The following is a 12,291-nucleotide window of genomic DNA, read 5'->3' as shown; positions in this document are numbered from 1 at the left end:
TCACTACAGTTATAAAGTCTGCAAAAGATGCCCTTGATAATACCATCAAAAACATCCGGGGCAACTCCTGCCCTAGACCGAGTACTAGTTATTAATATCCATAGCCTGTTGGAGTTGGGCTGGGGTGAGGCTGGGCACCAATTGCAAAGGTAAAGGCTCCTGACTCATTTGTTGCACCACGCTATCCGTTAGATATGGTTTAAAACTACTATCTTGCTGAAGATAAAGATCAAAGAAAGCCAAACCTAAACTTTTCATGTAGGTGTAGGCTAAATCTTGTCCTGGGCCAACAATTTTTTCCGGTAAATTGTCCGTATCTTCTAGAAAGGATAGATGGGTGCCATTTTGCACTAGAAGCAGATACTTATTCACCCCTTCAATTAGGGAAAAAGGAATGATTTGTTCCGGTACCGGTGGAGCAAAAATGTCTTTACTACCCGCCACAATCAGGGTGGGTACAGCTAGGTTCTTCATGCCATCGGGGCCAAAAATGGGGTTAGTAACTGGATTGATGGCCAGCACCGCTTTAATCCGGGACTCCCTGAGGTTAGACGCAGGCGGGGCACTGCCAACCCCCTGACATTGCCAGAGTAGGGCCGGGTTGAGATTAATTTGATTGGGTTTATTTAGTTGTTCGCACTGTTGCAGTAACTCCGGCCATTCCAGGGTTGCTCCTCCACTGGCGATCGCCGTGTAGCCACCGAGGGAGTGGCCCAAGATTCCCACATTATTGATGTCAAATTTGCCCTGCCAAGCTGGATCTGTGGCTGCTTTTTGGGCTAGGGTATCGAGCACTAAGGTGACATCCTTGGGTTGTTCTAGCCAGGCATTGGGATCGGGAAACGCATCTAAGCCCTGGAGAGAATCCTGCATCCGAGCCGCATCACTTTCGGGAAAATCAATGCCGGCGATCGTAAAGCCATAGGACGCCAAATGATCGGCAATGTAGGTGAAGGCCTGAAAATTAGAGTTTAAGCCAGGGGCAATCACTACTAGAGGGGCTGGCGAACTATTGCCTTGGGGCAGATAAACAAAAACATTGACTGGTTGCCCATTGGGGCGGGGAATGGTGAGATTTTGCGTTGTCCATTTTTGTGGTCCAGGTTCAGCCAAAGCCAAGGGTTTTAGGTTAGGGGGCACGGGGTTAGATGGAATTTCCTGCTTACCCAACCAGGTAAAAATTCGATCGGTGGCTTGATATAGGGTATCCGCTTGGTCAATGGTATTTTTAAAAGTATCTAAGTTTAAAACTAAATCTGAGCCACCATAGGCATTAATAACATCGATAATTTTAAAGCCGTCAGGGTTTTGGGCCGCTGTCACAATCGCCCCTTCTAAAAAAGGTTGGCTTTGATCGGTCGGGGCCGCAATAATGTAGCTCAATTGTTGGGCAATTTCTTTGCCAAAAGTTGTATTAAAAAATCGAAAAGCTTCTACGGAGTTAAACTTAAAAGAATGGTTCAGCAAGCCCCTTAGTTTCTCTAGTTCTTCTGGCTTGAGATGCTGAGTATAAAATTTAAAATCCGGGTCGATGGTACCAGTTTCAGCAAAATCTGTCAGACTTTTCACAGAAATGTCAAACTGTCCCAGGGGCATAATGGAAAAAGTAATGGTTTCGGCCCCTTTGATTACGCTTGGTGAAGCTAAAACTAATAGGCTAGAAGTAAGGGCAATTCCTAACAAACGTTTGAAGTCAATCATGGTATTGGAAAAATAGTTGGAAAAATTAGTTGTTGACCAATCTGATGTCAGGGTGAAGAGTTGATTGGGTGAGGATAGTTTTTATTGCTAAAAATTGCGTTTTAAGGGCAGTTTTCAAAGGTTGTATTTACCGTTATCTAATCCCCTTTGAAAAGGGTTGGGTTTAAGAATTTTTCTCCTTTCCAAGGTAAATCATGGGGGTAGTGAGACAATTTTTAGACTTTTTAAACAGACTCTAAAGAAGTTGTTCAAAGCCAGCCATCTCTGCCAAAGTATACAGAGGCCTCCCTTTGACTTCATCGTAAATTCTGCCAATGTATTCCCCTAAAATGCCAATGCAAATTAGCTGAACTGCACCAAAAAATAGATTAGCGATGACCACTGTGGCAAACCCATCCAAAGGGGAATTGGTTTCCGATAAGCGCCAGTATAAAACTAATATCATCATAGCTATGGCTAGGAGAGCGGCTAAAAGTCCTAGGTAGGTGGCCAAACGCAGGGGCACAATGGAAAAGGAAACCAGACTGTTAATGGCTAAACGGAGAGATTTACGAAAAGTGTATTTCACTTCCCCGGCATGGCGAGGATCCCGTTCAAATTTAACGCCGGTTTGGGGAAAGCCAACCCAGGCCCTTAATCCCCGAATATAACGATTTCTTTCCGGCATGGTGTTGAGCAAATCCACCACTTGGCGGTCCATCAGGCAAAAATCCCCCGTGTCCGCCGGAATTCTTACATCTGCTAACCGTTGCAATAGTCGGTAGAACCCATAGGCCGTTAGCCGCTTAAACCAGCTTTCCTGCCGACGTTTAACCCGTTGGGCATAGACCACGCTGTAGCCTGCTTGCCACCTTTCCACCAATTGGGGCACCAATTCGGGGGGATCTTGCAAATCCGCATCGAGAATAATCACCGCCTGGCCCCGGGCGAAGTTTAGCCCCGCCGTCACCGCCACTTGATGACCAAAGTTACGGGCAAAACTAAGGTAACAGACCCGTTTATCCTGATCATGCAAAGCCCGAATCATTTCTAAGGATCGATCGCCGCTGCCATCATTAATCAGCACTAGTTCCGTACTTGCCAATTGATCCATGACTGCCTTGAGCCGCTCATATAACACGGGAATATTATCTTCTTCGTTATAAATGGGCACAATCAGAGAATACATTGGCCCCTGGCGATCGCCATTGTAAACACTGATGTCAGACCGGCTTGGTGAATTTGTAACCATGCATGGTGAAATGGGATTTACCTGTGAGTTTAGCCCCAAAAGTCAGACCAACTCATTGGCCAAACTCCAGACGGGCTTGTTCTACCAAATCCACAGTGACCTCATCTAGATCGGCCTGCCGAGCTAACTGCTCAATGCGCTGACGGGCTTGCACCCGGGCAAAATAGGGAATATTCTTCAACTTTTGCCGAGCTTCGGGGGTCCAGGGTAAAGATTCTTGCCACTGCATGGATTGATTGCCTCCAGGTTTACAAAGGGAAGAATTGACTATATTTTCTCATCGAATAAACCGCTCAATCTTTCCACCTCACTCTGGGCTGTGTACATGGGGGTCCCGGCCAGAATGCCGGTGACATTACGGAAAGGTTTACCAATGTGCATCCCTTGATGGTCAATGGAAAATTCCCGGATATCTTTGTCGTGCATAGAACCCCGCATCTTTAGCACCGTAATTCCCCGGCGCATTTCGCCATACATTTCCACGTAACGCAAAAGAATAATCGAATCGGTAATGGTGGAAATATGGGCATCGGTAATGGAAGCTCCCCCTAGTAAATTGGGGGTAGTGGAAGTGAATAAACCACCAATTTCCTGTTGTTTAATAAAGGAAGTTAAGCCAATAATAAATTCGCGAAAACTTTTTAGGGTGGAAACCCGTTCTAGGGCAGAAAGACTGTCCACCGCCACCCGATTGGGCTTAAATTCTTGGATAATATCCTTCATCATGATCAGGTGGTTTTCCAAGTTGGTGGTTTCTGGATAGCGACAAACCACTTTTAGTTTGCCTTCCTTTTCCATTTGTTTGAAATCTACCCCCCAGCCGGTGGCATTGCGAATTAATTGTTCTCGACTTTCCTCAAAGGCAAAAACTAAACAGCGCTCTCCATTGGCCACGCCGCCGTCCATAAACTCCGTCACCATCAGGGTTTTACCAGTACCCGTTGCCCCGGAGACTAAAATAATCGAATCCCGGAAGAAGCCACTGCCACACATGCGGTCTAATTCTTCACTGCCGGAGGTGATGCGGATGTCGGAGGATTTTTGCTCCAGCTCGATCGCCGACAGGGGAATGATGACGATGCCTTTTTTATTAATGATAGTGAAGGGAAATTCGCCCTTTTGGTGGTCGGTGCCACGGTATTTAAGGATCTCGATGGTGCGACGACGTTTTTCATCGGCGAGGACGTTGCGGACAATGACCACGTTATCAGCAACAAATTCTTCCACTCCGTAACGGCTAATTTCACCGTATTCTTCCACCCGTTCGGCGGTCATAATGGCGGTGACTCCCAGTTCCCGGAGGGCAGAGGCCAAGCGGAATAGGTCACTGCGCACCTGGGCACTGTCACTGAGGTGACTAAAAATTGCCCCCAGGGAATCGAGGGAAATGCGACTGGCTTTATATTTACGGACAGCGTGTTCAATGCGGGCAATCAAGGCCCCTAGGTCATATTCACCGCTGACAATGGGGCGATCGCCTGGTTGGGGGGAAGCATCGACAAAAACCCATTTACCTTCGTTTTCCCATTGTTGAATATCCCAACCAAAACCCCGCATATTTTTCCGTAGGGCCTTGGGGGGTTCCTCAAAAGTGACAAAAACACCGTTTTCCCCCCGCTGAATACCTTCGACTAAAAATTGGGAAGCAAAAATAGTTTTAGCACTACCTGCTGTGCCGGCAATTAGGGTGGCGCGGCCGAGGGGGAGACCACCGTCGGACAGAAAATCAAAGCCTGGAATACCCGTCTCCAACTTCTCAATGCCATCTGTCTCTTGGTCGATCATCCTTTCACTGCCCCATACTCGTATTCGGAACCAACGGGAATTATACCAGTGTTGATAATGCCACCGATATCACCGATCTCAGCCAGGGGGCGATGATAGAATTTGCACAAGTTAATGGAAAGTGTTTATGATTCCAGCTTGGCTATGGATTGGGTTGATCGCTTTTGCCCTAGCCTTTGTGTGTAACCGTTTATCCCCCAGGGATTTGCGTTGGTTCAATCGCCTGCGTCGCCCTTCTTGGCTAACTTTTGAGTGGGCCATCCCCTTCATCTGGATTGCCATTTTCATTGCTGGAGCCATTTCCGCTACCCTAGCCTGGAATGCCACGGCGGACCCGGGACATCGCTGGGGATTAATGGTCGGCTATCTTCTGCTGGAATTGACTGTCATGGCCTACACCCCCGTGATGTGTAAACTCCGGAGTTTAAGGGTGGGCAGTATTATTGGTGCGACAGGTTTCTTTGTGGGGCTCGCCCTGGTGATCGCCGTTAGTCAAGTTTCCACCACTGCTTTTGGTTTCTTAGTACCGTTTTTGCTTTGGAGCCCCATTGGCACCTATGTCACCTGGGCCATGATTCCCCTCAATCCAGGGGAAATTTAGGGACTAAAGAGAAAAAAATAACGAAGGAAAGCTTGGGAAAAAAAAGGCTGGAGTCTAACACTAGCTATGGCTCCTTTGCCCAGGGGAGTTTCTCACAATTTTTATAGAACCCTTACAGAACATTGAGATGGGCGTTGATTGTTCTCAACACTAAAAATTCCCAGACAAAAAGAGAATGACCTAGATTTTGCTCTTTCACAGCCTTAACCTGGTTTTGGACGGCTTGCAAATTAAATGGTTTAGCTTTAATGCCGGTGTAGAGGCCAATGCCCACGGGCACGTAACGGGAGGCAGTATGAATACCAGAATTGGCAACGGTTTGTTGCACTTCCGCCGGAGTAGAACCGTAAACCTGCACCACCACTTCGTCAATAATGCCCTGCCTAACCCAAGCGAGCCAATCTTGGTTGTACTGACTGCGGGAAAATTGCTAGGGATTGGGGGAAAGGCTTAATTCCAGGTTAATTTCTACCTCGAATTAAATCTCGAATGATCAGCTTTTGTTCAGCGGTGTTACCGGAAAAAGTTCTTTCCGCCACCAGCTCAATTTCTACTCCAGTACCGGATTCCAAATCTTTAGGGGGAATTGGTAACTGACCAATATCAATGGTGAATTGATTGCCATTAACCGTGACCAAACTATCTTCGATTTCCCCTTCATAACGCAGAGTATAGGTAGAGGGAGGGCGAAACCTGGGGTCTTCATTAGTAACTCGATATCTGAGCCTAAACTTGGTGGCCATTAAATTGGATTGATTGGCTTCATCTACCAAAGAAAGCTTTAAATTATTCCCACTACCGGATAAGGTTAAACGCCCTAAACTAGTGGCATCCCCTTCCCACATGGCATTATAAACCACAAATTCGGTGACATTATTTCTCTGCTGGGTGGTACCTTCCAACCAAAGATTGCTTGGCAACTCCGGCGCAATTTGATTATCTTCCGTTAGGGTTAAACTCACATTGGTATTGGCAAAACGCTCAAAAGGTTGGGGGGCATTCCACACCACCAAAAAAGATCTTTCTATCCGGTCTAATAAAATTAAATACTCGTCGGCAATGACGGAACCTGGGGCCAACAATTGGGCTGCCCCTGGGCGAGTTTCCCAAATATTTTTGGACAGATTGAAGCCCTGATTTTTCAACACATCTAAGCTCACCGTAGTACCAGGTCGATCCGGCTCCAAGGGTCGGTCTAGATTCAGCACTGTCAACCGCCCAGTTAAACCGTCCTGCCCGGCAATACCTGATCGCCCATCCCGGCCATTAAGACCATTAAAACAACGAAATTCTTCGGTGGAACAACGGTAGCCACTATCCCCCGGACGGCCAGAACAACTTTCCACAGTCCAATAGGGCTGGCTACATTGGCAGGCTTGGCCTCCGCCCCCTCCCATACCCGGAGCGCCCCCTTTACCGCCAGCGGCCCCGACAAAAATTTGGTTGAGACTGTCGAGGTTGCGAGTGTAGATAGTGATAGAACCGCCATTGCCACCGTTCCCCCCATCACCGCCATCCCCACCGTCACTGCCATTGGCCATTTGCACGTCTTGCCGCTGGCTGGTATCCAAAGCAGGACAATTGGCTGGAGAGCCCTCTGCGCCAGGAGTCCCCGGAGCCCCATCCCTACCGGCTAGGTTAAGGGTCATGGGGGAACCGTCACTGAAAACCGTTAGGTCATCGGTGTTGGCACCGTCCTGGCCATCCACGCCCCTTGCCCCCGGTGCGCCGATGGAGCCAACATTTCTCCGTTGGCTTGCTTGGGCCAGAAGTAGGCATTCTCCATTGGTCAAAGGAGCGGCGGTTAGGCTAGAGGCAACTAGGTTGAGGGGAATAGCCAGGGCCAAAATGGAGGCAAAACGCAAATTAATTCTCCTTACAATGCAAAAACCCATGGGAAATTGTGGCACAGGTTTAAAGGGAAACCAAACTAATTTCCCTGACTGGGGGAAGTTGGGGGTTGGTTCCGTTCTAAATCATCTGGCAGTGAGCAATCTCAGTTTACCCTGGGATCAAAATCCCCAATAAGACCAATAACAATCCCCCTGCCCAGGCAAGGAAAAGGGGATAACCAATCAACATTTGGCCTTCTTCGTTGGCGATCGTGGCAAGTTGTAACTGGGGCGATAAACCCCGCACCACCATGCCGCTGACTTTTACTGACCCCAAGGCGATCGCCTCTAGGCGGATCTGGGGAGAACGAAAAGGAGGCAACAGTCTAGTCCAGAAAGGATAACGCACAGGAATTACCCCGGTGCGGTCATGAAAATACAATTTGGGCGCTCTCCAAACACTAGCTTGCACCAGGCGGAATTTACCTTGCCAATTAACCTGGGTACCCCAGATGGGACTTAAATTAGGGTCGCTGAGCACACTCACTACGGTGGGGGCCGCCACTTTCCTTTGCCCCAAACTTTGCCAGGCAGTACGCAGTAAGATGCCCGCCCCTAGACCCACCAGTATGGCTTGGTGTAGATGCAGTTTAAGAACGGGGTTTTCCTGTTGGGTCCACCAGCCCAAGCCCAGGGCAAACCAGAGGGGCAGCAGCCAAATAAGTACCTCAAGATAAAAGGATAAAGCTCTTTTTTTTGCTTCTTCCAGGGAGATTTGTCGACGGCTGAGCACTAGGTTATATTCCGTGTCCAGGTCTAACTGTTCGGCGTAATGACTCAACACCTGGAGCCTCTTACCTAAAAGGGGATGGGAACTACACCAGGTAATAATGCCCCGCCAGGGACTGCCCCAGTCCCAGAGGAGTAGATTGCCCACCATCTTCGGATCAAATCTTTCTCCCCGTTCACAGGCCGACGCTGTGTAGGCATCATAGTTAGCAAAGTTGCGCATACCTTCCAGAAATAAGGCTGGTTTCTCTGCTTGTCTTTCCCGTTTTACCAAAGCCCTGGTCATTTTCACTAGGGCACGAGTTAAGGCGTTGGGGTTACCAGTGTAGTTGACGGAAAAGTGGTCAGCGTAATATTCCCTTGTGCGGGCAAAGTAACGGTTGGACCCCTGGTTAATGCGAAACATGGCCAAGCAAATCCACACCAACGGGGTGATCAATATCTTGGCGATCGCCGGCTGGGAAGTCCGGGCCATTTGTAGCTCACAGTATAACCAGTAAAATACCTGTCCCCAACCGCTCATACAGGTCAATAGGGCGCAATCCCGGCGGACAATGTGGGCCAATTCATGACCCAGGAGGGTGGCAATTTCTTCGGCGCTTAGATAACGAAAAATCCCCTGACTGAGCACAACACGACTATTGTTTTGTTGCACGCCATAGGTAAACATAACGGGACGATTATCGGGAATAATCCCCAGCTTAGGAATGGGAAAAGTCTTTGCCCTGGCCACCCGCAACATTAATTCCCCGGCTTCGGGGCTATATTTTTGCACTGCGCCAAGGTTGACCCATTGGGTGCCATAAATACGTCGATTGATCAAATCAATTATGGGGACGTTGTAAAACAAGGCCAGGAAATTAACCACAATGCCCAGCCCCAGACTAATGGCCAGCAACTTTTGCCACTGTCCCTGGGCCAGCCACCAAGCCAGCGGTGTAAACAATACAGAAGTGGTTAAAAGGGGAACCAAGAGGCCCATACCGAAGATAAAAGGCAAACTATCCGCTACCCTGGGCAAAGCCACCTTAACCCGATTATTTTCCGCTCGACCGGCTTTCAAATTAGTGGACAGTACATCCTCATCCGCTTCCCCTTCAGCCCCATTCTCCTGTTTAAGGAGCATCAGCATCATCGTTTTAGCCCAATTTTGTACCTCTGGGTTTGGGTTCCGGGTTAAGTATTCGCAGATTTCCCGGGACTGATCAAATCTCCCTATGGCTCTGTAGGCCCTCACTAAGGCCATCTGAGCTTTGAGAAATTCGGGGGATTCCTGCTGGGGCACCCGGCGGCAAACCATTTCTAAAGCCTCGATCGCCGACTGATATTCTTGATTTTGCAGGGCTTTAAGTCCCTTTTGCAGGGTCAGGGCAATTTCATGGGCATTCATGGAAGTAAAAGCGGAGAAACGAGAACAGAGGAGCCGGAACTAGTATGGAGGCAAAAATTCCATTCTCCCACCCCCAATATGAGTTATGGAAAAGCGTTTTGCTTAATTTTCCTTGCCATCATCTGCACGACTTGGGGCGGAAGTATCCAGTTAGTCCAGTTTTCGGCGGGCAATGCTGGCTCCTCCCATGGATTCCAAAGATAGAAGCTGCCGCCATTGGCACGGGGATTTACTCGCCATGGTTTTGATAAAGTGTTGAGGCAAGTATTTTCCGGGAAAGCTCAGTGGATTCCGAGATTAATCATCGTGGTGGTTTGAGTGCTCCCCGCCCAAGGGAAACGTCACTTAATTTAGCTCTCTACCGGGGCTTGAAATGGGGGGTGGTGCGGCCACTGCTCCATGGATTGTTCCAGGCCCAGGTATATGGTCAGGAATTGGTGCCAACCCGGGGGCCGGCCTTGGTGGTGAGCAACCATGCCAGTTATTTTGACCCCCCATTTTTGTCCTGTGCCATGGCCCGGCCGGTGGCCTTTATGGCCAAGGAAGAGTTATTTAATGTGCCCCTGCTGGGTCCAGCCATTCGCCTCTATGGGGCCTATCCAGTCAAACGGGGCAGTGGCGATCGGGGAGCATTGCGGGCCGCCTTGACGGCGCTGGGGGATGGTTGGTTAGTGGGGGTCTTTCTGGAGGGAACCAGAACAAAGGATGGCCGCATTCACCAGCCAAAATTGGGGGCTGCCATGATTGCAGCTAAAGCCCAAGTGCCCATTATTCCCGTCAGCCTAGGGGGAGTAGAGCAAATTTTTCAGCCCGGTTCCCCCTGGCCCCATCCTGTGCCTTTAACTATTCGCATTGGTAAGGCGATCGCCCCTCCAGTAAAGAATAGGAAACCCGAATTGGAAGCGGTTACTAAAGCTTGCCAAGCCCAAATTCACGAGATGCTGGATTTAGGCAGGGATTAGTGATGGCATCCTTAGGGGAATTTTCTGTGGAAAACTATCGCTAAAAATGTGGAAAAAGTTACTTTTGTGGGGAAATAGACAGCAAAACTAAGCCTGTAGATCTGCCAACTTTTCCGGAGCAATGGCACCCTGTTCCGTAATGATGGCGGTGATCAAACTGGCGGGGGTAACATCAAAAGCCGGGTTATAAAATTCTGCTCCCTCTGGGGTAATGCGGTTCCCTTCTGGTTGGTAAATTTCCACCGGGTCCCGTTCTTCAATGGGAATCTGACTACCATCATCCAAAGCAAAATCCACCGTAGATAATGGGGCGGCCACAAAAAAGGGAATGGCATGCATTTTCGCCAACACCGCTAAGCCATAGGTGCCAATCTTATTGGCTATATCGCCATTTCTCGCAATGCGATCGGCCCCCACCACCACGGCGTCAATGCGTTGTTGTTGCATGCAATGGGCGGCCATGTTATCGGTAATCAGGGTGACGGGAATCCCTGCCTGCACACATTCCCACACGGTTAATTTCGCCCCCTGCAATCTAGGTCTGGTTTCATCGGCATAGACCCTGGCCAAGCGGCCCGCAGACCAGGCCGCCCGGATAACCCCGATCGCCGTACCGTAACCAGCAGTGGCCAAAGCGCCGGCATTGCAATGGGTGAGAATAGTCAACTGATGGGGTTCCCTTGGTAATACTTCAAGTCCTGCCGCCCCGATCGCCTGACAAGTACGCAGGTCATCGAGTTGAATTTGTTGGGCTTGGGAAAGGAGATTGGCCTTAATCTGCTCCACATTTTCGCCACTGTGGTAAGCCACATTCAACATCTGGTCAATGGCCCAGAATAGATTTACCGCCGTGGGTCGGGTTTGGCGTAGCTGATCCGCCACAAATTCCAACTGCACCACAAATTCCCTTAATTCCGTAGTTTGAATCCTCCTGGCCCCCAAATACATACCGTAGGCCGCCGCAACTCCAATGGCCGGTGCTCCCCGCACTACCATGGATTTAATCGCATGGCCCATGGCCTCATAGTCGGCGATCGCCACCTCTTTATATTCCAAAGGTAAACGGGTCTGGTCAATCAGAATTACTTGATCATCTCGCCACTGTACTGGATAAACATCATCAAAATTTGTAGATTGGGTCATGTTAAAAGTAACTTCTTAGCAGAGTGATAAATAGAAAATTGTTTCCCTTGCCAATATTAGCCCCTCGTCTTACTTAACCATGGAAATCTTTAATAATTGGCAAATTATTGCGAAGGGTTGGTATATCGTTTGTCCTAGCCGGACATTACGGCGGGGTCAAGCTAAATCCCTGGCCCTTTGTGGGCAAAAAATTGTCGTGTTTCGGGGAGAAGATGGAAAGGCTCGGGCCCTCCACGGCTACTGTCCCCACCTTGGCACAGACCTAGGTTTAGGGCAAGTTGAAGACAGCTGGATTCGTTGTAACTTTCATCGTTGGGCCTTTGATGAAACGGGTAAATGTCGCCATATTCCCTGTCAGTCGGAAATTCCCCCCAAAGCACAATTAGCGCCCTATGCCACCGCCGAAAAATATGGCTTTATTTGGATTTTTCCAGAGGAAATTGCCCCCAATGATTTACCAGAATTTGATGAACTCCAGGGTCAGAAACTGGTCACCCAAGCGGATAAAGCCTTTGAAAGAAAATGTCACCATCATATTTGCATGATGAACGGCATTGATGCCCAACATTTGAAGACAGTTCATCATCTTGACATCAAAATGGACTTATCCCTCCGACAAAACGCATCAGGAACCCAGATTGATTTCACCATGAAAGGCAATGTTCCAAACACCACCTTAAGAGAGAGCTTCATACATTATAGTAGTTTCAAATAAAGCTGAGACGCTAAACGCCACAGTAAGAACGGATAATTTCATCAAGAGACGTGTCAATAGGAGCGTACATTCTAGCTCGTTTCAAGGCACTAAAGTCATGCTCAATATCATTTAAATCAGGAGAATATTTCGGCAAAAAAAG

Annotated in this window: 11 protein-coding genes and 1 pseudogene; 3 read left to right on the top strand and 9 right to left on the bottom strand. The window is 48.7% G+C overall.

All coding sequences use genetic code 11. The features are described from left to right. Positions 1-84: 84 nt before the first annotated feature. The 4 genes from H6G46_RS14615 to kaiC form a co-directional block, all read right to left on the bottom strand. Positions 85-1,701: an alpha/beta hydrolase gene (locus H6G46_RS14615; RefSeq protein WP_010873232.1), complete on the bottom strand. Its 1,617-nt coding sequence runs from the start codon at positions 1,699-1,701 to the stop codon at positions 85-87. Between the two features lie 235 nt (positions 1,702-1,936). Then, entirely contained in the window at positions 1,937-2,932 is a 996-nt protein-coding gene (locus tag H6G46_RS14610) for a glycosyltransferase (protein ID WP_010873231.1), read from the bottom strand. Between the two features lie 52 nt (positions 2,933-2,984). Further along, positions 2,985-3,161: a PCP reductase family protein gene (locus H6G46_RS14605; protein ID WP_010873230.1), complete on the bottom strand. Its 177-nt coding sequence runs from the start codon at positions 3,159-3,161 to the stop codon at positions 2,985-2,987. 38 nt (positions 3,162-3,199) lie between these two features. After that, on the bottom strand, positions 3,200-4,717 hold the full coding sequence (gene kaiC, locus H6G46_RS14600) for a circadian clock protein KaiC (protein WP_010873229.1): 1,518 nt from the start codon (positions 4,715-4,717) through the stop codon (positions 3,200-3,202). Positions 4,718-4,838: 121 nt separating this feature from the next. Between kaiC and H6G46_RS14595 the strand changes: the two genes are divergently transcribed. Then, positions 4,839-5,318 carry a TspO/MBR family protein gene (locus H6G46_RS14595; RefSeq protein ID WP_010873228.1) on the top strand — a complete coding sequence of 160 codons (480 nt, stop codon included), beginning with the start codon at positions 4,839-4,841 and terminating at the stop codon, positions 5,316-5,318. A gap of 112 nt (positions 5,319-5,430) precedes the next feature. On the opposite strand, the pseudogene H6G46_RS14590 reads toward H6G46_RS14595, so the two are convergent. The 3 genes and pseudogenes from H6G46_RS14590 to H6G46_RS14580 form a co-directional block, all read right to left on the bottom strand. Next, positions 5,431-5,730: pseudogene (locus H6G46_RS14590) on the bottom strand (family 10 glycosylhydrolase); the annotation flags it as partial. Positions 5,731-5,779: 49 nt separating this feature from the next. Next, positions 5,780-7,213, bottom strand: a complete 1,434-nt coding sequence (locus H6G46_RS14585; RefSeq protein WP_048908414.1) for a collagen-like protein — start codon at positions 7,211-7,213, stop codon at positions 5,780-5,782. 106 nt (positions 7,214-7,319) lie between these two features. Then, complete coding sequence (locus H6G46_RS14580) at positions 7,320-9,329, bottom strand: M48 family metallopeptidase (protein ID WP_010873225.1); 2,010 nt, start codon at positions 9,327-9,329, stop codon at positions 7,320-7,322. Between the two features lie 284 nt (positions 9,330-9,613). Here H6G46_RS14580 and H6G46_RS14575 point away from each other — a divergent pair, with 284 nt between their 5' ends. Next, positions 9,614-10,291 (top strand): lysophospholipid acyltransferase family protein, encoded by a 678-nt coding sequence (locus H6G46_RS14575; protein WP_010873224.1) that lies wholly within the window; start codon positions 9,614-9,616, stop codon positions 10,289-10,291. An 87-nt stretch (positions 10,292-10,378) separates the two neighbouring features. Here the strand turns inward: H6G46_RS14575 and mtnA are convergent, their stop codons facing one another. Next, entirely contained in the window at positions 10,379-11,434 is a 1,056-nt protein-coding gene (mtnA, locus tag H6G46_RS14570; protein ID WP_010873223.1) for an S-methyl-5-thioribose-1-phosphate isomerase, read from the bottom strand. A gap of 79 nt (positions 11,435-11,513) precedes the next feature. Here mtnA and H6G46_RS14565 point away from each other — a divergent pair, with 79 nt between their 5' ends. Beyond that, positions 11,514-12,149, top strand: a complete 636-nt coding sequence (locus tag H6G46_RS14565) for an aromatic ring-hydroxylating dioxygenase subunit alpha (protein WP_010873222.1) — start codon at positions 11,514-11,516, stop codon at positions 12,147-12,149. A gap of 10 nt (positions 12,150-12,159) precedes the next feature. On the opposite strand, the gene H6G46_RS14560 is transcribed toward H6G46_RS14565, so the two are convergent. Next, positions 12,160-12,291: transposase (locus H6G46_RS14560; RefSeq protein WP_190759818.1), on the bottom strand; the 132-nt coding region annotated here is incomplete at its 5' end.

This window comes from Synechocystis sp. FACHB-908, assembly GCF_014698595.1.
Classification (GTDB): Bacteria; Cyanobacteriota; Cyanobacteriia; order Cyanobacteriales; family Microcystaceae; genus Synechocystis.
Note: the sequence above shows the minus strand (reverse complement) of the source record. Positions and strands in the feature narration are given on the sequence as shown.